Below are 22,994 nucleotides of genomic sequence, written 5' to 3'. Positions count from 1 at the left end.
CCGCCTGCCGCTGCCCTAAGCTCCCTGGCGGATGCCGCTGCTGCGGGCGGCGGCTCATGATGGTCGGCATGACGCCCCTGACCGTGCGCGAAGCGCGCAAACCCGACGACTACCCAGGCGTGGCGCGCGTGCTCAGCGCCAGCGACCCTGACTGGCCCGCCACCCCCGAACTGCTGGCCGTCTGGGACGCTGCGCGCGACCCAGCCCTGTATCACGTGCAACTGGTGGCCGAGCAAGGTGGCCAGATTGTGGGCGTGGCGCAGGTGGGCCACGACGACTTTGCCTATGAAGACTGGCGGTACTTCGGTCACCTGGCTGTGCGTCCAGACGCCCGCCAGCAGGGCGTGGGCACGGCGCTCTATGACGAGGTGATGAGCCGGTTGCAGGCCCGCGGCGCCCAGGACATTCGCACGATGGTCAGCGACCAGCCGCGCGATGAAGCCGGGCGCGCGTTTCTGGCGGGACGCGGCTTTACCCGCACCTGGGACCGCTACGAGTCCCGCCTGCACACGGGCGACCTTGACCTGACCACTTTTGGCCCCCTCCTGGACACCGTGGCCGCCCAGGGCATCGAACTGCGGTCGGTGGCTGACCTGGCGGGCGACCCGGAGCGCGACCGCCGCCTGTGGGAACTGGACTGGCGCCTCTTTCAGGATGTTCCCATGGGCCAGACCATGACCAAACGGCCCTTTGACACCTGGGTCAAGCAGGAATTGGATGACCCCACCTTCAGCCATGACCTCTCCTTCGTGGCGCTGCGGCCAGGGCTGAACGACCCTGAAACTGGCCCCTACGTGGGCTACAGCTCGCTGATGAAAACGCCGGGCGGCTTTTACGTGATTGGCATGACGGGCGTGCGCCGTGAGGACCGGGGCCTGGGGCTGGCCAAGGCGCTGAAGGTGGCCGCCATGCGCGCGCTGCACGCAGACGGCGGCGGCGAAATCCGCACCTTCAACGATCCGCCCAACAAGGCCATGCTGGGCATGAACCGCGCCCTGGGTTTCCGCCCTGGCCCTACGCGCAGCCGTTACGAACTGCACCTGGACCCCGTCACCGGTGAGCGCCGGCCCATAACGGTCGAGGCGCTGTGATGACCCAGGACACCGCCCTGCGTTTCACCGTCCGCGAGGCCACCGACGCCGATCTGGGCGCGCTCGCCGCCCTGCTGACGGCGGTGAACCCCCGTCACCCCTGGACTGAAGACACGCTGCGCCACGAGATGACGTCACTCCGGACCCACCCTTTGGGGCTGCACACGGCGCAGTGGGTGGCGCAGGCCGAAGATGGGCGGCTCCTGGGCGCCGCCTCGGCGCTGCAATTTGGCGGCATGTACCATCCGGGCCGCTACCACGCCGAGGTGGCCGTTCACCCGGAAGCGCGCGGGCAGGGCGTGGGCACCGCTCTGGCAGCCACGCTGGAGGCCCACCTACACGCCAGGGGCGCCCAGGAACTGCTGGCCGGCGCCTACGAAGACGAGCCGCAGAGCCTGGCCTTCTTGCACGCGCGCGGCTTTGCCGAGGAGATGCGCTTTTTTGACAACGTGCTGACCGTTGCCGACTTTGACCCGGCGGCCTGGGCCGACGAGGCGCGGCTGCCCAGCGGACTGCGCGTCCTGAGCTTTGCCGAACTGGCGGCCGAGGCCGGCGAGGACGCTGCTGCCCACGCCTTTTACGAGGGGTTTCTGGAGGCCCGCGAGGACGTGCCGCGCACCGGGGCGGCCACACCAGTGGCCTTTGAGACCTTCCGTGAGCGTCTGGGCCGCCCCGAGTTTCTGCCGGAAGGCGTGCTGCTGGCCGTGACGCCTGAAGGCGAGGTGGCCGCCCTGTCCGAGCTGTACCGTGACCTGCACGACCCAGAGCGCCTGAACACTGGCCTGACCGGCACGCGCCGCGCGTGGCGCCGCCAGGGGCTGGCCCTGGCCCTGAAGCTGGCCGCGCTGCGCCTGGCCCATGACCGGGGTGTGCGCGAGGTCTGGACGGGCAACGCCACCACCAACGCGCCCATGCTGGCCCTGAATGACCGCCTGGGCTTTCGCCCGCGTGTGGCCTGGATTGAAATGAAACGAGGTGGACTATGAATCAGTTTGCTGTGGCAGAGGTAGAGGTCGGCCCTATTGAAGCCCACGAATGGGACGCGGCAGCTCAGGCCTACACCGCCGCCCTCCCCGACGACCCGGTCAGCGGCGCCGAACTGCGCCGCCGCGACGAGGAGCAGCGCGGCTGGAACTATCACGCGGAGGTGCTGGTGGCCCGGCAGAACGCCGAAGTCATCGGCAGTGCCTTCTACTTCCAGAACCCCGGCGCGTACCACCCGCAGCGGTTCACGCTGGAACTGGGCGTGCGGCCTGACCGGCAGGGCCAGGGAGCCGGAGCAGCGCTCTGGGCAGCGCTGGAGGCAGCCCTGCGGGGCCTGAACGCCGAGTCGGCCCGCATCCTGGCCCGTGAGGACAACGAGGTCGCCACCGGGTTTCTGGCCCGGCGGGGGTTTGTGGGCGACAAGCGGTATTTCACCAGTGCCCTGGACCTGACCACCTTTGACGCGGCGCCGTATCAGGCCCTGGAGGCGCGGCTGGCGGCCCAGGGAATCCGTTTGCGGTCCCTCACCGAGCTGCGGGCCGCCGGCGCCCCTGACCTGGACGCGCGCCTGCACGCCCTGATGAGCGACGTGCGCCAGGACGTGCCCCGCGCCGACCCAGCCACACCACTGTCCTTCGAGGTCTTCAAAGAGGCGGTGCTGGAAGACCCGGCGCTGTTGCTAGGCGGCTATCTGGTCGCCGAGCACGGCGGGCAGTTCATTGGGCAGACCACCCTGTTTCGCAGCGAGGCCAGCCCGGACCTGCTCACTGGCCTGACCGGGGTCACGCGCGACTGGCGGGGGAAAGGCGTGGCGACTCTGCTGAAACTGGGGGCCATTCGCGCTGGGCAGGCGATGGGGGGCACGCTGATTCGCACCGACAACGCCAGCGACAATGCGCCCATGCTGGCCATCAATGACCGGCTGGGGTTTGTACGCGACCCGGCCAGCGTGTCCTACCAGCGCGTGTTCTGAAGCCCCTGGTCTTCCAGCGGTAGGCCGTTCCGTTGGGTGGGACTGACCGGCCCCTCAATTCCACTCGAACTGCTTTCAGGGCGGCGGGTTCTCTGTCAGGGAGGCCTGGCCGCCCTTTCTGCTGGCTCCTGCTGCTACTGCCTGAAGCGTGTGCCACAGGGGTGACCTCCGATTGGCAGAAGTCGAGAGGCACCCCCTTCCGCGCCGGGAGGGGCCAGCCGCTGCGCTCCCGACGGAGAACAAGCGGACGAAGCCGTCTGACTGTGGCGGCCCGGTCCACCCTGGGGCCGGGCCGCTCCTCCATGCCGCTCACGCTGTGGTCTCTTGCCGACACTCCTTTCATTCATCTGAGGCGCGGTGAAGAATGACACCGCCGCTCTGGGTGCTGCTGTCACCCGCCCCAGTGCGCTAGAACTGGACTTCATATGCTCCTCAGTGTGGACTGGGACGCCTTTTCGGGCACCCGTGAACTGGTCTTCGACGCGCCCATCTGGGGCACCCCTGACCGGGACACCGACCGTCTGGCCGCCTGGTCGGTGCGGGCCCAGCGGCGCGGGGCAGGCCCAGCGGACTGGGCGGCGCTGGACACCGATTTTCCCCTGTACACCGGTTGGGAGGCCCTGCGCGCCTACGCGGGGGTGCCCGCCTTTGTCACCCTCAGCCACGCCGACGCCTGGGAATGGCTGGACCAGTTTCCAGGCCAGGCGGTGCTGAATCTGGATTCGCACCACGACCTGGGCAGCACCAGCGGCGACCCTGAGCGGGTGCGGCCCGGCAACTGGGCAGGCCTGGCCCTGCGGCGGGGCCGGGTGCGGCACGTCACCACCCTGTATCCGGTCTGGCATGAGGCCTTGCCCGTGGCCGAGGGCTACGACCTGGCGCGCACTGCCGGTGAGCTGACGGCGCTGCTGCCCCCAGACGCCCTGGCGCGCGTGACCCTGACCCGGCAGGTGGCCCCCGGCAGCGGGCTGCCCGATCCCGCCGCAGTCAGCAGCGTGCTGCTGGTGCAGTCACCGGCCTGGACCAACCCCGCACATGACGGCGCCCTGCTGGATCTGGCGGCGGCGCTGCGCTGCTCGCCCCTCGTGCCCCCCCTGCGGCGGTCGTGACGGCGGTGGGGGCGGAGGGTACAATGCCCTGACCTGCCCTCCCTCATGACCCCCCTGGCAGCAGGAGTGCCCCCTGTGATGACCCCCGCCGACGAGCAGACCCTGCCCACCGCCTACCACGTGGGGGCCTTCGCCCTGATTGCGCACCGGGGCGCGTACCTCATCACGGCGCCCCGCACCCCCTTGTTGCCCGGCGGCCGTCACGATCTGCCGGGCTTTGTGCTCAGTGCAGCCACCGGAAGTAACCCGGTCGAGTTGCAACTGCGCCGCACCATCCGCGAGCAGTTGAGTCTGGCGGTCAGTGACCTGAAGCTGGTGGGGTCGCACGCGGCGCGCGGCAGTTACGGGGCCGGAGACGGCATGCGCCTGAACCTGATTTTTGGCACCGAATACTGCGCGGGCATCCTTCAGCCGGACCACAGCCAGCTGACTGGCGCTGAGTGGGTGCCCAGCGAGGACCTGCTGCGCCCCGGCGGCGCCCCCGATTGGTTGCAGGGCGCCGTGCGTGAGTTCGAGGCCATCACGCCGGCCGCCCCGCCCCCAGAGCCAGCGCCGACCTCTCGCCTGCGCTTTGGGCGCCGCCGCTAGAGGGCCGCCCATTCATGCTTTGTGACCCTGACCTCTGGTAGGCTCGGGGGTGGCCCGCGACCTGTTTTGTCGCTGCGGCTGGAGGCTCCTCTATGAATCATTCTCCCGCGCGTGGCCTGCTTGCCCCGCTGCCCCTGCTGCTGATTGCCCTGTACGCGCTGAGCATCCTGCTCGCCAACCTCACGCTGAATAAATTCATTCCGCTGCCGGTGTATGGCCTGCTTAGCGTGGGCACCATCTTCTTTGCCGCCGTGTTTACCCTGCGTGACCGCATTCACCGTGCCGGTGGCCTGAAGGCCGTCTATATCGCCATCGCTGCTGCGCTGGTGGTCAATACGGCCGCCGCGCTGGTCACCGACACGCCCTGGCGCTTTATCGGGGCCAGCTTTCTGGCGATTCTGGTGGGCGAACTGGCCGATACCGCCGTGTACCAGCGCCTCATTCAGCGCAGCTGGTGGACGCGCGTGCTGGCCAGCAACGCCGTCAGTGTGCCGCTGGATTCCATTCTGTTTACTCTGCTGGCGTTCTGGGGCGACATGAGCGGCGGCGAGATGACGCAGATTATCTTTGCCGACATTCTGGCCAAGTACCTGATTGCGGCGCTGCTGGCGTTCCGGGTGGGCCGCGCCGCCCGGGCCGCCGCCGCATGAGTGAGACCCCGCCGCCGGCCAGCCTGCTGCGGGTGATTGCCAACGCGCGGCCTGACCTGACCACGGCCATTGAACACGTGCTGCACCTGCCGCATCTGTGCCCGGTCACCCTGAACCCGGCCCCCGGCAGCACCCTGACCCTGCGCTACGAGGCTGGGCCGGGGCTGCTGGAACTGTTTAGCCTGGACGCCTACATTGACGCCTTTATCGGGCATCCGGTGGTGCGCGATATGGAATTTTTTGTGCAGACTGCCGCCCAAGACGCGGCGAATCTGCTGGGCTGCCCCGTGATGGCCCACGCCGATGTGACCTTTAACCGGCTGCGGCAGGGTCAGCGGGTGACGGTGACGGCGCAACCATCAGACGGGTAAACGGCGCCTCTATGCCCCAGCCCCAGGCCGACCTGAGTTTCCAGGTCGGTCTTTTTAATTGGGCTGCTCTGTACGTTCTTGAGGCCAGCGGCCTAACAGCTGCGTTCCGGAAGTTTTCCGACTGGACTTGGAAAGCTCTGCAGAAGAGCGAGAAGGAAAGAGTACGGATTTTTGGGGCTTGCAAATCGCTGAAAGCGGAGAACATCCGGGGCTTCTCCGGATATTCCGGCAATGGACGGAAGCCGTATTAGGGCTGCTGTGGAATGTCTTCAAGTGCCTACGAGACCACCCTGAACAACTTGCGCCCTCGCCTTCAGCCGTTCTCGTCTGGCCGGGTGTTCGGCTCGCTTTCTGGTTCTTCCTCCAAGTCCAGGGTCACGCCGGTCCAGCGGGCGGGCAGCGTCAGGGTCAGCAGTCCGTCCTCATAGGTGTAGTTCACGGCCCCCTGCACGCCGCGCACATGCCCCAGGCCCACCACACGCATGGTCACGCGGGCTTCCGGGCCGGCCTCGCCCTGCGTTTCGCGGCGAATGAGCAGGCGTCGGCCCTGGCGTTCGCCCATCAGGCGGGTGAGGCGGCCGCGCACCGGGCCGTCACCCAGGTCTTCGTACAGCTGGCCCAGAAAGCCCGCCGGGCTAGCATGCACCAGCCACGACAGTTCTTCCCAGCGGGCGGTGGTGGTGTGCTGGGCCGGCGTGGTCACCGGCACCGCTTCGCCCTCGCGCAGGTACAGCGGCAGAGTGTCTAACGGCGCGTGGGCCACGATGTGCTGCCCGCCCTCATGAACGGTGCCCAGCTGGCCCAGGTTGAAGACCTCGGCCCAGCGCCCAGCGGGCAGGTACACTAGCCGTTTGCGGTGCCCGGCGCGCAGCACCGGAGCCACCAGCAGCCCGTCCCCCAGCAGATACTGGGTGTCCTCGCGCACGGCGTCCTCGTCGGCGGGAAAGTGCAGGGCCAGTGGGCGCATCACGGGCAGGCCGGTGCGGGTGGCTGTATGGGCCAGCGTATAGAGGTGCGGCAGCAGGCGGTAGCGCCACTCCAGCGCCGCCCGAATGACCCCCGTATACGGCTCACCAAAGCGCCACGGCTCCTGGTCGGCGGTGCCCAGCGCGGCGTGGTTGCGCAGGAAGGCGTAGCCCACCGCCGCCTGATACCAGCGGGCTAGCAACTCACCGGTGGTGTCGCCGCCAAAGCCGCCCACATCGGCTGCGGCGAAGGGCACGCCGCTGAGGCCCAGGCCCTGAAGCATGGGCAGGCTCAGGGCCAGATGAGACCAGGTGGCGGTGTTGTCGCCGGTCCAGACAGCCGCGTGCCGTTGAATGCCTGCGTAGCCAGCGCGTGTGAGAATCCACGGGCGGATGCCGGGGCTCAGGCGCGCGTAGCCGGCGCGGCTGGCTTCACTCATGCCGTTGGCATAGGCGTTGTGGACCTCCAGGTGGGTGCGGGTGCCGTGCCAGGCGTCGTAGGGCAGGGTCTTGCCTTCGGTCTCGCGGGGGACCCGGAGGCTGAAGCACGCCGGTTCATTCATGTCGTTCCACTGGCCCTGAATGCCCAGTTCGGCAAACAGGCGGTGGCGTCCGGCCCACCACCCCACGACCTCAGGCCGCGTGAAGTCTGGAAAGACCGCCGGGTCAGGCCAGACCTCGCCCACCAGCACCTCGCCGCGCGCCGTCCTGACCAGATGGTCACCCCTGACGGCTTCTTCGTACACGTCGTAGCCCGCTTCGACCTTCACGCCGGGGTCCACGATGGGCACCAGCTTCACGCCCTGCCCGGCCGCCTCCCGCACAAAGGCCTTCAGGTCGGGAAAATTGGCGCGGTTAACCGTCCAGACCTTGTAGGCGTCCAGGTAATCAATGTCTACGTAGACGCTGTCGAGCGGCAACTGACGCTCACGGTAACCGGCGATCACCGCGCGCAGGTCGGCCTCGGCGCGGTAGCCCCAGCGGCTCTGGGCCGCGCCCAGCGCCCACAGCGGCGGCATGGGGGCCGCACCCGTCAGGTCGGCGTAGCGCCGCAGCACATCGGCCGGGCGGGGCCCGGAGACGACGTACACGTCCAGCTCTGGCCCGGCCGAGGCCCAGCGCACCTCGTCCGGGTGGGCGCGGGCCACGTCCACCTCCAGGCGCCAGGGCTCGTCCAGAAAGACGCCGTGGGCGCGCCCAGCGTCCAGCACCGTCATGAACGGCACCGAGACATAGAGGGGGTCAGTTTCGGTGTGGTGCGGAAAGCAGTCGGTGTTCCAGAACGTCAGCGCCATGCCGCGTTTGTCCAGAGGGCCCACCTTCTCGCCAAAGCCCAAGTACGCGGCGCCTGCAGGGGCGGCCAGGGACAGGCGGGTGCGGCGCAAGTTGAAGCGGGCGGCGTCCAGCGGGGGGCGCGGGGCCGGAGCCTCGCCCGCCCAGCCCAGGGCCTCGGCCAGCACCCGCGCCGAGGGACCACTGCCGCTCAGGGCCTGCCAGGCGCCGGTGTGCCGGTTCAGGCGCAGGGCCAGCCCGCCGCCAATGACCAGCAGCTCTGTGTCGCCCGCTTCGGTCACGCTCAGGGCCACGCTTTCGGGGAGGTCGGGGCGCAGGGCGAAGCTGGCCTTTGGGCCGGGGTGGGGAAAATTCAGGCTCTGAGCACGCGCCTCGGGCAGCAGCCGCACGCGCAGCACACCCGGCAGGGGCGCGCTGACCACCAGCAGATCGGCGGCGCCCCAGACCCGCACCTGCCTGCCGCCTTGCTCCGCCTCAAACGATGTGAACCGCATGGTTCAGCGTACCCCCTGACAGCGGCTGCGAGTTCCACCCTGGGACTGACAACACCGCAGGGTTCCGTTGGCACTTCTGCCTCTTGCGGACAGAGACGGACCCCGGTGGACTTCAGCCGCATGCTGGATGCAATCCGAGCAGAATCGAAGAGTTGGGGAGCAGAGCGAGCGAAACGACGGAGGCTGCGTTGTGGAGGCCCAGAGGGGACCTTACAGCGGTGAGGAGGATGACCTTCTCTCCGCTCTGGGTTCTCCTATAGGACAGCTCTAGCCCACGCCTAGAAACTCCACCTGCACACCGCTTTCGTCGGCGGCGCGGCGGGCGCCTTGCAGCAGTGCCTGGGCGGCGGGGCGCAGGGCGCGTTCTGGCCGCTGCCACAGCGCCTGAGCCACCTTGCTGGCGCGCCGGACGACCAGCACCTCGCCCGGTAGGGCCAGGCCCACCGCCGCCAGCAGCGCCTGGGCACTGGGCGGCACCTCTGAGGCAAAGTCCAGCGGGACGTGGGCGGTGACGCGCTCGCCCTCGCGGCGCAGGCTGACCCGCGCCTCACCCCCGGCGGCCCGCTGCTCAATGACCACGTCCGAGCGGGTGCCCAGCAGGCCAGGGGTGCCCAGGCCCCGCCGGGCGTCGTTGGCCAGCAGATGCGCCGTCATCATGTGCCGCCGGGTGCGGGGGGCGTAGCGCACCCGCAGCGTCACGCCGCGCGCCGCCACTTCCTCAAGGACCTCATGGGCGGCGTCGGTCAGCACCTCCGGGCCCCGGCCCCGGCCCACAGCGGCGATGACGGCCTCGTTGTCGGTATGCACTGTCAGGGGTCCGGCCGGCGCCGCGCGCACGGCTTCCAGCACCGCGCGCACCTCGGCGGCATTGTTGTCCGGGGCGCGCAGCTGTCCCTGAAACCGCGCCGGCAGCGTTCCCGGCACCAGCAGCACCAGGCCCCAGCCGCCCAGGCCAGTCAGGTTTCCATCGTCGCCAGGCACCTCGTGCCAGCTGGCATCTACAAACGCCTGATTCACGCCGCACCGTTCCTTTTCGGCCTTCTCAGGCAGAACTCTATAGTTCAATTCTCCAGGGTCACTGGGTCCAGCGCCGTTGGCCCTTTCCTTATCTCGGCACGGCCCTGAGCTCAACATGGCCTCTATCTCAACATGAATGGGGGCGGCCGCGAATCCGCCAGCCGCCTTAAGCCGCGCGGCCTAGTCCAGCGTGATGTCCAGGCGGCGCGCCAGCACCCGCCGAGCCAGTTCGTGCAGGCTGCGCGGGTCGTAATGCCCGGCTTCTAACTGGGCCAGCAGGGCTGGGGGCAGGCCCGCTTCCTGCGCCAGTTCGGCGCGCCCTATGCCCAGCAGCCTGCGCCGCGCCCCCACCACCCGCGCCCCCGGAAATGTCACGGTGTCCATAGGGCATGATGCCCCGCCGGGGGCTGCCAGAATGGAATACTGCCCCCATGAACGTTCTTGAGGTGTATCAGCAGGCGGGCGCCTACCATGAGGGTCACTTTCTGCTGGCCAGTGGCCGCCACAGCCCCAAGTTTTTGCAGAGCACGACCGTGTTGCAGCATCCCCAGTACACCGAGCAGATTGGGCAGGCGCTGGCCGAGGCCATTCAGGCGGCGGGCATCCAGGCCGACTTCATCATCGGCCCGGCGATGGGCGGCGTGGTGCTGGCCTACGAAACCGCACGCCATTACGGCACCCGCGCCATCTTCGCTGAAAAGGACGGGCAGGGCGGCATGAAGATTCGGGAAGCCTTCGCGGTGGGGGTAGGGGAGAGGTTCGTGGCGGTCGAGGACGTGCTGACCACCGGGGGCAGCGTGCTCAAAGCCGTTAAGGCGGCCGAGGCAGCGGGAGGGCAATGCGTGGGGATTGCCTGCATTGTGGACCGGCGCAAGGAGGGGGGCGAGCTGGGCGGGTATCCGCTGGTGGCGCTGACGCGGCTGGTGTTTGACACTTACGCGCCGGATGAGGTGCCGGAGTGGTTGGCGGCGATTCCGCTTCAGGAGATTTGAGCTGGCTTTCCCCACCCCCCAGCCCCCTTCCCCGAAGGGGTAGGGGGAGCAGACGTTGGCACTGGGCAAGAGTTGCTCCTGGCGTTGGCCAGCTTGCTCTATTCGTTGACGGGTCTGGCCTCGACGCCATCCGCTGCCCCCGCGCAAGGGCCTGCGCGCTGCGCGCACAATGGCCTCGCCTGGACCTGGGCAGAAACGGGGCCAGGGGTCTTGGTGTGTGCCAGGGGATCTACTTTGAAAAGCGAAAAATGCCTTTTCGTCTCTGGGTGAACCAGAGAGCTGTCAAACAAAGGCTGGAGGGGTGCTTGAATCGGCGCCCCTCCAGCTTTTTCCACTTCCCATTTTTTACTGCCCGCTGACCACTTCCTCCTCGGCCCACAGGGCGTGCATTTCGTCGCTGCGTTCCAGCAGGTCGGGCAGGGTGCCTTCATCGGTGATCCGGCCGCCCTGCACCACCAGAATGCGGTCGGCGCGCAGGAGGGCGGCGCGGCGGTGGCTGACCACCAGGCAGGTGGCGTCTGTGGTGCTCAGGCCCTGCCACAGTTGCGCTTCGGTACGGGCGTCTAGGGCGCTGGACACGTCGTCAAAGACCAGCAGGTCGGCGGGGCGGGCCAGCATCCGGGCCACCGCCGCGCGCTGAATCTGGCCGCCAGACAGTTTGACGCCTCGGGCGCCGACGGGGGTGTCCAGCCCGCCGCCCAGCGCCTCAAGATCGGGTTCCAGCACCGCCAGATTCACGGCGCGGCCCAGGTGCGTGTCGGCCTCGCCACTCGTGATGTTCTCGCGCAAGGTGTCGGAAAAAAGGTTGGGTAGCTGCGCTGTGTAAGCGCTGCGGGGCGGAATCAGGAAGGTGGCAGGGTCAGTGACCTGCTCGCCATTCCAGAACACCGAGCCGCTCTGCACAGGGATGAGGCCCAGCAGCGCGCGCAGCAGGGTGCTTTTGCCGCTGCCAATGCGGCCCGTGACCACCACAAACTCGCCGCGCTTTAAGGTGAAGCTGGCGTCCTGAATCCCCAGGCCGCTGGCGTGGGTGGCCGTCAGGCCCTCAACGCGCAGCTCTTGCAGAGGCAGGGCCGTCGGCGTGGTCTGCTCTGCAGGGGGATCACTCTGCAGATAGACCGGGTGGTGGGCCACGATGGTCGTGTCCGGCGCGTCTTGCAGCAGGCGGGTCATGCGGTCGTAGCTGACCCCGGTGCGGCGGTGCCGGGCGATGGCGTCGCCAAAAAAGCCCATGCTGCCCGTCAGGCGCGGCAGGAGGCCGATAAACAGCACGAAATCCTGAATATCCATCTGCGCGCCTCGCACCCTGTTGGCGCCCAGTAGCAGCACCAGGCCCACGGCGAGGTTCACCATATTGGTGTTCACGCCCCGGATCAGTTCGGTCAGCAGGACGTCGCGCAGGGCGGCGTGGCGCCGGGTTTCGCCCAGCGAGCGCAGATGCGTGACCATGCTGCCTTCTTGGGCGGCCAGCTTCACGGCGCTGACCGCTCCGAAGGTTTCGCCGATAAAGTCAGTCACGCGGGCGGTCGCCTCGCGCATGCGGCGGCGGTAACTGCGAATGGTGGGCGACAGCCGCTGCACAAACAGCACCATCAGCAGCAGCGGCGCGCAGACGAGCAGGGTGATCAGGGGGTCCACGCGCGCCATCAAGGTGATGGCCACCACCGAGTAGAGCAGGAAGCCTGCGCCGTCTACCCAGACTTCGGTGTAGCCAGCCACGTCGTCCACGTCGTCGCGGAAGCGACTGACGGCTTCGGCCGGGGTGTCGGGTAAGCGGCGGCTGCCCCGCGCTGTCAGCAGGTAGCCCATCAGGTTGCGGCGCACCAGGGCGTCCAGGGTGTACCACAGTTCAATCCAGGCCCGGAACGCCCCATAAAAAATGCCGAAGCGGCTTAGACGCACGAAAGCGAACCACCCCAGCGCAACCCAGGCGGCGGCGACGGCCGGCTGAATGGGTTGCCCGGCTGTATTCAGGTTGTCGGCCCGTTCCAGGGCGCCGAAGAGGCTACTGACCGCCAGCGTAAGCAGCGCGGGCGAGGCGTGCACCATTCCCCACATCAGGAGGTTGAAGGCGAACAGGCCGGGCTTGTACTTGAACAGCTCTTTGGACAGCGCAAAAGTCCGTTCCTGATGTTGGGGCTGAGGGGTGGTGGTCATGCGGGCCTCCGGCAGAGCGAGGAGTGGGAAACGTGGAGGAGAGGTGGCAGGAGGGAAGCGGCCTGCTCGTAGGTGGTGCTGAGCTTGCCCCTCACGCCAGCACCCCTTCGCCCTCGTCCAGCACGCCTGCGCGCAGAAGCGCCGCGTAGTGGCTGCGGGGGTCCTGGGCCAGCGCGTCACGCTCGCCGTCTTCCAGCACCTCGCCGTCGCCCAGCACCAGAATCCGGTCAGCGCGCGCCACGGTGTCGAGGCGGTGGGCGATGATGATGGCGGTGCGCCCGGTCAGCAGGCGGGTCATGGCGGCCGTCAGCCGGGCCTCGGTGGCGGGGTCCAGTCGGCTGCTGGGCTCGTCGAGAATAATCACGCTGGGGTCGCGCAGCAGCACGCGGGCAAAGGCCAGCAGTTGCGCCTCGCCCGCCGAGAGGCTGCCGGTGGGTAGGGGGGTGCGGACTCCTTCTTCCAGCCGTTCCAGCCAGGTCCCCAGCCCGACCTCGCGCAGCGCGGCTTCGACCTGCGCGTCGGTCACTTGCGGGTCAAAGAAGCTGAGGTTGTCGCGCACGCTGGCCTGAAACAGCTGCACGTCCTGGGTCACGACCGCCACACGCTGGCGCAGGTCGTGCAGGGGCGCAGCCGTGACCGGCACGCCGCCCAGGGTGATGACGCCGCTGGTGGCGTCGTACAGGCGCGAGACCAGGCGGGTCAGCGTGGTTTTGCCGCTGCCGGTGCGGCCCAGCAGGCCCACCGTCTGCCCGGCGGGCAGGTGAAACGAGACGCCATGCAGCACGCCGCGCGCCGCCGGGTCTTCGGGGGCGTAGGAAAAGCTGACCTGCTGAAAGTCCAGCGCCAGTGGGCCAGTGGGCAGCGGGGTCTGGCCGCCGCGCACCTCGCTGCGTAGGGCCAGCAGTTCGGACACGCGGCCCAGGCTGGCGCCCGCCTTTTGCAGGTCCTGAAGCTGCTGGGTGAGCTGGTCAATGGGTTCTTCCACCAGCGTCATGTACTGGTACATCAGGAACGCTGTGCCCAGCGAGATGGTGCCGGCGGCGTACAGGCCCACCGCCGCTGTCAGCACGCCCACGTAGCCGATGGCGAACAGCAGCATGGACAGCTGCCACACCACACTGCGCCGCCGCCAGGAATTGACCGATCGGGTAAAGAACTCACGCTGCGTTTGCAGAAAGCGCCGCAGGTGGTGGCGCCCGGCGCCGAGGCTGCGAATGTCCTCCAGGCCTGCTAAGCGCTCCTCCACAAAGCCGAACAGCCGGGCGCTGCTTTCGCGCTCCAGGCGGGTGGGTTCGACGCCCAGTTTGCGCACCCGGTTCATGGCCGTCAGGGTGGTCAGCGTAAAGACCGTTACGCCAGCCCCAACGCGCCAGTCCTCACGGAAGAACATGATCAGTGCGCCGGTCAGCAGCAGCGCGGCGCCGAAGACGCGCACCGCAAATTGCGAGAAGAAGTTGCTCAGGGCCGTGACATCCCCGTCAATGCGCTCGATCATCTCGCCAGGGGTGCGCTCCTTGTGTTCGCGCATGTCCAGCGAGAGCAGGTGCGCCATCAGATCCGCGCGCAGGCGGTTGGTGGCGGTCCAGCCGACCCGCGCGCCCACGTAAGTTGCGCCGGCGGTCATCAGCTGAACGCCCACGGCCAGCGCGATATACAGCCCGGCCAGGCGCACCAGCAGGCCCACATCAGCCCCCGCGCCCAGACCCGCGTTGTCCACGAAGCGGCGCAGCAGCTGGGGCAGCAGCAGGTTCAGGCCGGTGCCGGTCAGCAGCAGGGTGGCCAGGGCGACGACCTGCCATTTCAGCGGCCCCAGGTAGGTGCCCAGCACCCCCAGGGCGCTGCGTGTTCGTTCTGGTGGGGGGGCAGCGGCAGAGGGGGACATGCGTTCAGGCTAGGTCTGGGGGGGGTGGGGGCGCATCCGCCGTGTGGCGCATGGGGGGAGGGGGATGTCTTAACGGAGTGGCCCCACCCCCCAGCCCCCTCCCCCAGAGGGGCAGGGGGAGCAACGTTGGCACTAGGCAAGAGTTTTGACTGACGTTGGCGAGGCCGCACATTTCGGTAATGTGTCTGGCCTCGACGCCATCCGCTGCCCCACCGGAAGGGCCTACGCGCTGCGCGCACAATGGCCTCGCCTGAACTTGGGCGGTAAAGGGGCCAGGGGTCTTGGTGCGGCCTAGAGGTTCGACTTTAAAAAGATGCTTTTGCTGAGGCGCTTTTTAAAAGTAGAATCCCATGCTTTGAGTGTCCCACCTGGCAGCACCACAAGACCAGCAACCGAAGCCGTCGTGCGCGCAGCGCGCGGGCGTGGGGCGATGGGCGGCAGGTGGGCCACGGCGTCCACAGCGTAGAAAGCCTTGGCCTCCCCGCCGTGCCAGTCAACCCTTGCCCAGTGCCAACGTTGCTCCCCCCTGCCCCTCTGGGGGAGGGGGGCTGGGGGGGTGGGGCAAATGCAGAAAACTCACCCGTCAACCCCCACCCTTCACCCGCTCCCGAAACCAGAAGTAACTGTCCTTCGGCGTCCGCACCTGCGTCTCAAAATCCACATGCACCAGCCCAAACCGCTGGCTGTACCCCTCCGCCCACTCAAAATTGTCCAGCAGGCTCCACACGAAGTAGCCCTTCAGCGGCGCCCCTTGGGTGAGGGCATCCTGCGCCGCTTGAATGTGGGCATCCAGATACCGAATGCGGAAGTCATCGCGCACTCGGCCATCTGCCCCTGGGGTATCCGGCCACACACAGCCGTTCTCTGTCACGATCAAGGGCGGGCAGGTCTCGCCGTAGCGCGCCTTCAGACCCGTCAGGGTTTGCGTGAGGCCCTCGGGCACGACGGACCAGCCCAGTCCGGTCTGCGGGCGCCCCGGCACCGTCCCCACCTCGGCGCCAAATGGAGAGGCGGCGCTGGCTTTCACCCAGTCGGGCTGGTAGTAATTGACCCCCAAAAAGTCCAGCGGCGTGGCCATGACGGCCAGGTCGCCGGGGCGCACCACGTCCAGCATTTCGGGCGCGCGTTCAGACAGCAGGTCGAGGACAGGAGCCGGGTACTCGCCGCGCAGCAGCGGGTCCGTGAAAAGATGGTTGTGCAGCGCGTCTGTTAAGTCAGCGGCGCGGTGGTCGGCGTCCCGGTCACTGGCGGGCCAGGCTGGGGCGTAGGTATTGGCCAGGCCGACTTGCCGCGCCCCGGCCTCGCGCAGCGCCCGCACCCCCAGGCCGTGGGCCAGCAGCTGATGATGCGCCGCTGGAAATGCGCCCAGCCCCAGCGTTTTGCCCGGCGCGTGGACGCCCAGTGCGTAGCCCAGCGCCATGACCACGAAAGGCTCGTTCAGGGTCATAAAGGCTGCCGCGCGGTCGGCCAGCCGCTCGCCGACCAGATAGGCGTAGTCCTCAAAGCGGTGGGCCGTGTCGCGGTTCAGCCAGCCGCCCGCGTCTTCCAGTTCCTGCGGCAGGTCCCAGTGGAAGAGCGTCACCCAGGGCTCAAGCCCAGCCGCCAGCAGCTCATCGGTCAGGCGGTCGTAGAAGGCCAGGCCCGCTGGGTTGGCCCGGCCCCGGCCGCCCGGTTGCACGCGCGGCCACGAGACGCTGAAGCGGTAGGCGCCCACGCCTAACTCGCGCAGCAGGGCCACGTCTTCGGCAAAGCGGTGGTAGTGGTCACAGGCCACATCACCTGTCTGGCCGCCGCGCACCCGGCCCGGTGTGTGGGCAAAGGTGTCCCAGATGCTGGGCCCGCGCCCGCCCTCCTGCACAGCGCCTTCAATCTGATAGGCAGCGGTGGCCGCGCCCCACACGAAGCCGTCTGGAAAGGTCATAGGGCCCATTGTGCCGCACGGGCAGAGGCCGACCGCCCGTCCTCGTGGTCAGCCCGTATACTGCTTGGGTTATGCGGATGGTGACGGTAGGCACGCGCGGCTCGACTCTGGCGCTCGCACAAACCCATTGGGTGGTGGCCCGGCTGAAAGAGGAGTGGCCCGAGACGGACTTCCGGATTCAGACCATCAGCACGGGCGGCGACCGCAACCGGGGCAGCCTGGAAGCGATGGCGCAAAAGGGCGACAAGGGCTTCTGGGTCAAGGAAATTGAGGACGCCCTGCTGGCCAAGCGGATTGACATTGCCGTGCATTCCCTCAAGGACCTGCCCACCGAGCAGCCCGAGGGCCTGGAGGTCAGCGCCATTCCGCGCCGGGTGGACGCCCGCGACGTTCTGATTGGCAAAGAGGGCATGAAAAAGCTGGCCGAGTTGCCGCAGGGCGCCCGTGTGGGCACCAGCAGTGTGCGGCGCAAGGCCTTCCTGCGCGCCTTCCGCCCGGACCTGCAGATCGTGAACCTGCGCGGCAACATTGACACGCGCCTGGCCGCGCTGGCGGGCGATGAATACGATGCCATCGTGCTGGCCGCCGCCGGTCTGATTCGCACTGAAATGCGCCACCGCATTGACGAGTTTCTGGAGCCCGACATCATTCTGCCGGCCCCTGGGCAAGGCGCTCTGGCCTTGGAAACCCGCGCCGACGACGACCTGAGCATTGAAGTCGCCTACGCCATCCACGACCACACCACCGACGACCGCATTACCGCCGAGCGCGAGTTTCTGGCCGGGCTGGGCGCCGGGTGCATGGCGCCGGTGGGGGCGCACGCCAGCGTCAAGGGCGGCCTGCTGACCCTGGAAGGCTGGGTAGGTGCGCTGGACGGTACGCAGGTGATTCGCGGCACCACCCAGGGCGACCCCGGCGAATGCGCCGACCTGGGCGCCGAACTGGCCGCTGACATGCTGGGTCAGGGTGCCCAGGCCCTGATCGACGCGGCGCGCGAGTAACGCCGGGGTGCCGCTCCTCTTTCAGCAGGTGTTGACCGCCCTGGCGGCCGCGCTGCTGTGGTTGGGAATTGGCGTGTGGCAGCGCACCCGCGCCGGGTCTGAGGTGGAAGCCGCCCTGATGACCGAACTGCCGCTGACCCTGGCCGTCTTTGTGCTGGCGCTGGTGTGGGTCCGGCTGCGTCGCCGGTAGGCCCCGGCAGTCCCTCGCGCTGGACGCTCCGCTCGGCCGGCACGTTAGGATGCCGGGCATGTCCCTTCCAGCGCCCCGCCTCGCGGTGATTCACACGGGCGGCACGATTGCCAGCCGTCCCAGTCCCGACGGGCGCGGCCTGACGCCCCAGCAGCCCCCCAGCCTGCCCGGCCTGGAGGGCGTGACGGTCACGGACGCCCAGCCGTTTAACCTCCCCAGTCCGCATGTCACCCCAGCCCACATGGGCCAACTGGCCGCGCTAATTCGGGACCTGGCCGACACGCACGACGGCGTGGTGGTCACGCACGGCACCGACACGCTGGAAGAAACGGCGTTTGCGCTGCATCTGCTGCTGGACGTGCCGCTGCCGGTGGTGCTGACCGGCAGCATGCGCCACGCCGAGGAGGTGTCCTGGGACGGCCCTGCCAACCTGCTGGACGCCGCGCATGTGGCGCTGCACTCCAGCAGCCGGGGCCGGGGGCCGCTGGTGGTCATTGGCGGGGACATCTTTGACGCGCGCACCGTGACCAAAATTCACACGACGGCGGTGGACGCCTTTGGCGGCTATCCCGGTCCCATTGGCCGCATTGACCGCGAGGGTACGCGCGCACGCGTTCATTATTTTGCAGTCCCCGAGCCGCGTGCCACCTACCACCCAGCGCACCTGGGGGCAAAGGTGGAGATCCTGTACGCCTACGCGGGTTGGACTGGCGAGGGCTACGCCGAGGCCGCCGCGCGGGCTGATGGCCTAGTCATTGCCGCCCTGGGCACCGGCAACCTGCCCGCCGAACTGCTGCCCCTGATTCGAGCCACGGACAAGCCAGTGGTGATCGCCACGCGCACCCACGCCGGGCCCGTGCTGCCGGTGTACGGGTACGCGGGCGGCGGCGCAACGCTGGTGGAAGCGGGCGCTATCCCAGCCAGTTTTCTGAACGCCCATAAGGCTCGCCTGCTGCTGCTGATTCTGCTGGGGCAGGGGCTGAGCCGCGAGCAGATTGCGGCCGTGTTCGACCGCGACGAGTTTTAAGATGGACGCCGATTAAGTCCTTAGCCTAGAGGGTGAACTCTGAGGGGAGTGGGTGGGAATAGGAGGGCTCTTAGGGACGGAGTCTGCGACTCGGTCCTCTCCTGAGTAATTGCCGAAACAGACGGCAGCCGTCCAACCTACAAAAAGTGACGCCCCCAGCAGATGCTGGGGGCGCGGCACTTCTGGTCTGCTTACGCCAGGTCCAACCGGATCAGGAAGCGGCCGCAGCTGGGGCACTTCACCGGGGGCAGTTTGCCCTGGGCGGCTTTCTGCTGCACGTTCACCGGCAGGTTAACGTTGCAGCCCGAGCAGCGCCCGGCCTTGATTTCCACCACGCCCAGGCCCTTTTTCGCGCGGCGAATCATGTCGTATTCGCGCACGGTGCGGGTGTCCAGGGCGGCAGCCAGATCGGCGCGTTCCTGGCGGTCAGCCGCGCCCTGGTCGCGCAGGTCCTGCACGCGGGCGTCGTCCTGCTCCTCCAAGGCGCCTAAGGTGGGGCGCAGGGTGCGGTGCTGGGCGCGCAGATCGGCCGAGCGCTCGTTCAGTTCCTGCTGACGGGCCTTGAGCGGCCCCAGGTCCTCTTCCATCTCGTCGGCGCGTTCCGACAGCATCTGAATGCGGCTGCCGTACTGCGACTGCGCGCGGGCGTCAAAGGCGTTTTTTTCCTGCTCCTCACGGGCGCGGGCAATCTGCTCGCGGGTGCCGCTTAGGTCGAGTTCCTGCTGGCGCAGCTGCTTTTGCACGCCTTCCAGGGTAATTTCGGTGTCTTCAAGGTCGTTGTTCAGGCGCTCCTGCTCGGCGCGGGCGCCCCGCAGCTCGCCGGAAATGTTCTGTTCCTCGTCGCGCAGGCGGTCGAGGTTCAGGTCAAGTTCCTGAACGCGGTGCAGGCGGCGAAGGGGAGACGTGTCACTCATCACCAGGCAGTCTACCCCCCAATGCTGCATTCAGCGTCACGCGGGCGGAGAAAGTGGACTTGCGGCCCCCTTCATGCGCGCCCGGCGGTACAGGCCCAGGTAGATGGCCAGCACGCTGCTGGCGTACATCAGCAGGGTCCAGGCGAACAGCACGTGAAAAGCCGCGCCAAACGGCAGCAGGCCGCGTACCACTCCGGACAGCACGCTGCTGACGGCCCAGCCAGCGTCCCAGGCAATCACGTTGACGGCCGAGTACATGGGCCGGTCTTCTTCTGGCAGCGCGCTCATGGCGTAGGCGGAATACACCGGCCCCGCCGCGTTCATCAGGGCGCCGCGCGTAAACAGCGCCGCCGTGACCAGCCAGAGGCTCGGCGCGAAGCCCAGCATCGCCAGAAACGGCAGGCTGCTGGCCTGCACGAGCAGCACCGCCTGCAACTGGCCCAGCCGCTTGACGAGCAGGGGCTGCAGCAGGGCCGTGGCAGCCGTTGCCAGGCTGGTCCAGGCGAACAGCGTGCCCAGGTCACTGTAACTAATGCGGAACTTGCCCTCGATAAAGATGTTCAGGAAGGGAATCGTGGCCCCCGCCCCCAGCCCCACCAGCACGTTGGGCAGCACCAGTCGCGCCATCGTCGCCCGGTCGCGTACCCGGAAGCTGCGGCCTTCGCGCACTGTATGCCCGCTAGCGCGCAGGCCCAGCACCGGAATCAGCCCCAGGGCCAGCAGCCCCGCCGCCACCAGCAGCGCGGCGCGCAGGGCGCCCAGCCCGTCCGGCTCGCTGCCCGTCCACGCCGCGTACAGCGATGGCACCTGGCCGCCCAGCAGGTTCCCCAGAAAGCCCGCGCCGGTCATCAGGGCGCTTTGCACGCTGAACAGCGTGACGCGGCTGCGTTCGGTGCTGTTGTCGGCCATAAAGGGCGAACCCGACACCACACTCAGCGCGGCGCCCGCACCCTGCACCAGCGCGCCCAGGACCACCAGCAGCGGCCCCTGTGCCAGCGCCAGCAGCACAGTGCCCAGCAGGCTCAGGGCCGCGCCGACTTTCAGGGTGTGCGCGTTGCTGATGCGCCGGGCCAGCGCCACGGCGGGCAGGCTCAGGGCCGCCAGCGTCAGGGCCGGCAGCGCATTCATGACACCCTGCCACTCGGCGCCTAGCCCCAGCGCCCGCAGATAAAAATTGAGGAACAGGGCGGTAAACGCCTGCGACAGCCCAAACACGAACACCGACGCCAGAAACAGCCACACCTGCCCTGAAAAGCGCCAGGTCTGTCCCCGCCCGGAACCAGGGCCGGTCACTCCACGCCCACTTTCGGGCAGAACGTGTTCATGACGCAGGCCCCGCACAGGGGGCGCCGGGCCATGCACACCCGCCGCCCGTGCAAAATCAGCGCGTGGTGCAAAAAGACCCAGCGGTCACGCGGAAAGAGCGTTTGGAGGTCGGCTTCAACCTTGTCCGGGTTGGTCTGCACGCTCAGGGCCAGGCGGCGGCTCAGGCGCCCCACATGGGTGTCCACCGCAATGGCTGGGTAGCCGTAGGCGTTACTGAGAACCACATTGGCCGTCTTGCGCCCAGCGCCGGGCAGGGCCACCACGGCGTCAAAGTCGTTGGGCACCTCGCCGCCGTGCCGCTCGACCAGTAGCCGCGCCAGCGCCGCCAGATTCTTCGCCTTGCCCCGGTACAGTCCGATGCGCCGGATCAGGGGTTCGAGGTCTTCCGGCTGGGCCAGGCTCATGGCGTGGGCGTCGGGGTAAGCGGCAAATAGGGCTGGGGTGGCGGCGTTCACACTGACATCGGTGGCCTGGGCGCTCAGGACGGTGGCCACCAGCAGTTCGAAGGGATTACGGAACGCCAGTTCCGTCTTGGCGTCCGGGTACAGGGTGTGCAGGGCCGGCAGCACCTGCGCTGCCCGCACCTGGGCGCCCCTGGGACGCTGCGCCGCTTGCTTGGTCATCGCTGCTCACCCTAGAGCATGCGCCCAGCGTGTCGGCTGCGCCATTTGGCTGATCGGATGCTGCGATATATGAGGCGCAGCCGGTGCCCTGCCGGCTGTGCCGTCATTGAGCGGCATCCGTACCTTCTCGCTCTCCTGCGGGGCTTTGCAAGTCCGCTCAGATTCCACCCGGCATTCTGCTCGGCTCAATCCGATTCCCTATGAGCCCTGCCCCTTGCACGGCCCCAGACCCTCTGCTACTCTGCACACGCCCGCGCTGCGGCGCGAGAACGGGTCCTTAGCTCAGTTGGTAGAGCGGCGGTCTCCAAAACCGTAGGTCGTGGGTTCAAGTCCTACAGGGCCCGCCACGAACAAACCCCCCGCCGAATGCTGGCGGGGGGTTTGCCTTCGTTCCCTCTAGCGGCCCTGATGGCCTTCCCGGCGGGCCTGCGCCACCAGCGTCTCTATCGCCTGGGGCCAGGCGGGGAAGTCGAAGGCGAAGCCCGCCGACAGCAGCCGCCCTGGCGCCACCCAGCGGCTTTTCAGGAGCAACTCGGCTTCGGAGCCCATGACACGGGCACCCAACTGGATCAGGAAGGCAGTTGACGGTACACCCAGCGGCACCTCCCAGGCTTTGCGGTATGCCCGCAAAAACTCGGCGTTGGTGGGCGATTCGGGGGCGCTGACATTCACGGGGCCGCTCAGGTTTCTGGCGATCAGGAAGGCTACTGCGCGGCAGAAGTCCTGCTCGTGAATCCAGGACACCCGCTGACCCCCGCCCGCCATCGGCCCGGCGCCGCCCAGGCGCACCACGCGGTCGGTGGTTTCCATCACGCCGCCTTCGCCCACGCCATAGACCATGGCGGTGCGCAGGGCCACGCGGCGGGTGTTTGGCAGGTCGGCCTCCAGAAAAGCGGCCTCCCAGCGCCGGGCCACGTCCACGCTGAAGCCCTGACCCTGCTCACCCGCCGCCTCGTCCTGAGGCAGGTCGCGGGCGTCTCGGTAAATGGTGGCGGTGCTGGAATTGAGCCACACGGGCGGAGGAGAGGTGGCCGCAGCGGCGGCCCGGCCCAGCGCCCGCGTGCTGTCCAGGCGCGAGGTGTAAATGTCGAGCATGTTGGCGGCGGTGTAGCGGCAATTGACACTGCGGCCGGCCAGGTTGAGCAGGGCAGCGGCGCCGTCCAGCTCGCGCGCCCACTCGCCCTGAGTCACGCCGTCCCAGCCCACCCAGCGCGCGGGCAGCGGGTGCTGGGGGCGGCTGCGCGATAGGATGACGACCTCCCAGCCCTGCGCCGCAAAAAAGCGCGTCACGGCCCGGCCCAGAAAGCCCGAGCCACCTGCAATTACCAGTCGCTGCCCCACAGAGGTTTCCGGCGTGGTCATGCGGTCACGCTACGGCGCGCCTGGCCAGACAGGTGCCCCTGGGGGCAGGGGTGCCCCAGAAGGC

General features: G+C 68.3%; 21 protein-coding genes and 1 tRNA gene. 12 read left to right on the top strand and 10 right to left on the bottom strand.

The genetic code is table 11. The annotated features are described in order from the left end of the window. Positions 1 to 68 precede the first annotated feature (68 nt). The 7 genes from GO986_RS03250 (at position 69) to GO986_RS03220 (ending at position 5,766) form a co-directional block, all read left to right on the top strand. Positions 69 to 1,091 (top strand): GNAT family N-acetyltransferase, encoded by a 1,023-nt coding sequence (locus GO986_RS03250; RefSeq protein ID WP_157457791.1) that lies wholly within the window; start codon positions 69 to 71, stop codon positions 1,089 to 1,091. After that, complete coding sequence (locus GO986_RS03245; protein WP_232337380.1) at positions 1,091 to 2,077, top strand: GNAT family N-acetyltransferase; 987 nt, start codon at positions 1,091 to 1,093, stop codon at positions 2,075 to 2,077. Before GO986_RS03250 ends, GO986_RS03245 begins: the two co-directional genes overlap by 1 nt. Then, entirely contained in the window at positions 2,074 to 3,048 is a 975-nt protein-coding gene (locus GO986_RS03240; protein ID WP_157457789.1) for a GNAT family N-acetyltransferase, read from the top strand. The genes GO986_RS03245 and GO986_RS03240 overlap by 4 nt, the downstream gene beginning before the upstream one ends. A 425-nt stretch (positions 3,049 to 3,473) precedes the next feature. Further along, the gene (locus GO986_RS03235; protein WP_157457787.1) at positions 3,474 to 4,157 is read left to right on the top strand and encodes an arginase; all 684 of its coding nucleotides are present in this window, start codon (positions 3,474 to 3,476) and stop codon (positions 4,155 to 4,157) included. A 75-nt stretch (positions 4,158 to 4,232) separates the two neighbouring features. Beyond that, positions 4,233 to 4,745 carry an NUDIX hydrolase gene (locus tag GO986_RS03230; RefSeq protein WP_157457786.1) on the top strand — a complete coding sequence of 171 codons (513 nt, stop codon included), beginning with the start codon at positions 4,233 to 4,235 and terminating at the stop codon, positions 4,743 to 4,745. 92 nt (positions 4,746 to 4,837) lie between these two features. Further along, positions 4,838 to 5,395 carry a VUT family protein gene (locus GO986_RS03225; protein WP_198170376.1) on the top strand — a complete coding sequence of 186 codons (558 nt, stop codon included), beginning with the start codon at positions 4,838 to 4,840 and terminating at the stop codon, positions 5,393 to 5,395. Further along, positions 5,392 to 5,766, top strand: a complete 375-nt coding sequence (locus GO986_RS03220; protein WP_157457785.1) for a hypothetical protein — start codon at positions 5,392 to 5,394, stop codon at positions 5,764 to 5,766. Before GO986_RS03225 ends, GO986_RS03220 begins: the two co-directional genes overlap by 4 nt. Before the next feature lie 313 nt (positions 5,767 to 6,079). Here the strand turns inward: GO986_RS03220 and GO986_RS03215 are convergent, their stop codons facing one another. The 3 genes from GO986_RS03215 to GO986_RS03205 all read right to left on the bottom strand — a co-directional run bounded on the left by GO986_RS03215 (position 6,080) and on the right by GO986_RS03205 (position 9,919). Further along, positions 6,080 to 8,518, bottom strand: coding sequence for a glycoside hydrolase family 31 protein (locus GO986_RS03215; RefSeq protein ID WP_157457784.1), 2,439 nt, complete (start codon positions 8,516 to 8,518; stop codon positions 6,080 to 6,082). Between the two features lie 267 nt (positions 8,519 to 8,785). Then, a complete protein-coding gene (locus GO986_RS03210) occupies positions 8,786 to 9,535 on the bottom strand; it encodes a ribonuclease H family protein (RefSeq protein WP_369409130.1) in 750 nt (249 codons plus the stop codon). A 180-nt stretch (positions 9,536 to 9,715) separates the two neighbouring features. Further along, positions 9,716 to 9,919 (bottom strand): helix-turn-helix domain-containing protein, encoded by a 204-nt coding sequence (locus GO986_RS03205; protein WP_157457783.1) that lies wholly within the window; start codon positions 9,917 to 9,919, stop codon positions 9,716 to 9,718. Positions 9,920 to 9,966: 47 nt separating this feature from the next. On the opposite strand from GO986_RS03205, the gene pyrE reads away from it, so the two are divergent. Next, on the top strand, positions 9,967 to 10,527 hold the full coding sequence (gene pyrE / locus GO986_RS03200) for an orotate phosphoribosyltransferase (RefSeq protein ID WP_157457782.1): 561 nt from the start codon (positions 9,967 to 9,969) through the stop codon (positions 10,525 to 10,527). Positions 10,528 to 10,872: 345 nt separating this feature from the next. Here pyrE and GO986_RS03195 read toward each other — a convergent pair whose 3' ends face one another. The 3 genes from GO986_RS03195 to GO986_RS03185 all read right to left on the bottom strand — a co-directional run bounded on the left by GO986_RS03195 (position 10,873) and on the right by GO986_RS03185 (position 16,487). Next, a complete protein-coding gene (locus GO986_RS03195) occupies positions 10,873 to 12,684 on the bottom strand; it encodes an ATP-binding cassette domain-containing protein (RefSeq protein WP_157457781.1) in 1,812 nt (603 codons plus the stop codon). A 91-nt stretch (positions 12,685 to 12,775) separates the two neighbouring features. After that, the gene (locus GO986_RS03190) at positions 12,776 to 14,566 is read right to left on the bottom strand and encodes an ABC transporter ATP-binding protein (RefSeq protein WP_157457780.1); all 1,791 of its coding nucleotides are present in this window, start codon (positions 14,564 to 14,566) and stop codon (positions 12,776 to 12,778) included. Between the two features lie 583 nt (positions 14,567 to 15,149). Continuing rightward, the gene (locus GO986_RS03185) at positions 15,150 to 16,487 is read right to left on the bottom strand and encodes a GH1 family beta-glucosidase (protein ID WP_157457779.1); all 1,338 of its coding nucleotides are present in this window, start codon (positions 16,485 to 16,487) and stop codon (positions 15,150 to 15,152) included. 71 nt (positions 16,488 to 16,558) lie between these two features. Here GO986_RS03185 and hemC point away from each other — a divergent pair, with 71 nt between their 5' ends. Genes hemC through GO986_RS03170 form a run of 3 tightly spaced genes read left to right on the top strand, consistent with a single transcriptional unit; the run spans position 16,559 to position 18,705 of the window. Then, positions 16,559 to 17,488 (top strand): hydroxymethylbilane synthase, encoded by a 930-nt coding sequence (gene hemC / locus GO986_RS03180; RefSeq protein WP_157457778.1) that lies wholly within the window; start codon positions 16,559 to 16,561, stop codon positions 17,486 to 17,488. Between the two features lie 31 nt (positions 17,489 to 17,519). Then, a complete protein-coding gene (locus GO986_RS03175) occupies positions 17,520 to 17,678 on the top strand; it encodes a hypothetical protein (protein ID WP_157457777.1) in 159 nt (52 codons plus the stop codon). Positions 17,679 to 17,736: 58 nt separating this feature from the next. Continuing rightward, complete coding sequence (locus tag GO986_RS03170) at positions 17,737 to 18,705, top strand: asparaginase (protein WP_198170374.1); 969 nt, start codon at positions 17,737 to 17,739, stop codon at positions 18,703 to 18,705. Between the two features lie 191 nt (positions 18,706 to 18,896). Here the strand turns inward: GO986_RS03170 and GO986_RS03165 are convergent, their stop codons facing one another. From GO986_RS03165 to nth, 3 genes are read right to left on the bottom strand one after another with little or no spacing between them, the layout of a single operon-like run. Further along, on the bottom strand, positions 18,897 to 19,619 hold the full coding sequence (locus GO986_RS03165) for a zinc ribbon domain-containing protein (protein ID WP_157457775.1): 723 nt from the start codon (positions 19,617 to 19,619) through the stop codon (positions 18,897 to 18,899). 36 nt (positions 19,620 to 19,655) lie between these two features. Further along, positions 19,656 to 20,912, bottom strand: a complete 1,257-nt coding sequence (locus GO986_RS03160; protein ID WP_369409116.1) for an MFS transporter — start codon at positions 20,910 to 20,912, stop codon at positions 19,656 to 19,658. Beyond that, complete coding sequence (nth, locus tag GO986_RS03155) at positions 20,909 to 21,568, bottom strand: endonuclease III (protein ID WP_157457774.1); 660 nt, start codon at positions 21,566 to 21,568, stop codon at positions 20,909 to 20,911. The genes GO986_RS03160 and nth overlap by 4 nt, the downstream gene beginning before the upstream one ends. Before the next feature lie 271 nt (positions 21,569 to 21,839). Between nth and GO986_RS03150 the strand changes: the two genes are divergently transcribed. After that, positions 21,840 to 21,915, top strand: a tRNA-Trp gene (locus GO986_RS03150). A 49-nt stretch (positions 21,916 to 21,964) separates the two neighbouring features. On the opposite strand, the gene GO986_RS03145 is transcribed toward GO986_RS03150, so the two are convergent. Continuing rightward, positions 21,965 to 22,930, bottom strand: a complete 966-nt coding sequence (locus GO986_RS03145; RefSeq protein ID WP_157457773.1) for a TIGR01777 family oxidoreductase — start codon at positions 22,928 to 22,930, stop codon at positions 21,965 to 21,967. Positions 22,931 to 22,994: the final 64 nt, after the last annotated feature.

This window comes from Deinococcus arboris (genome assembly GCF_009755355.1).
Taxonomy (GTDB): Bacteria; Deinococcota; Deinococci; order Deinococcales; family Deinococcaceae; genus Deinococcus; species Deinococcus betulae.
Note: the sequence above shows the minus strand (reverse complement) of the source record. Positions and strands in the feature narration are given on the sequence as shown.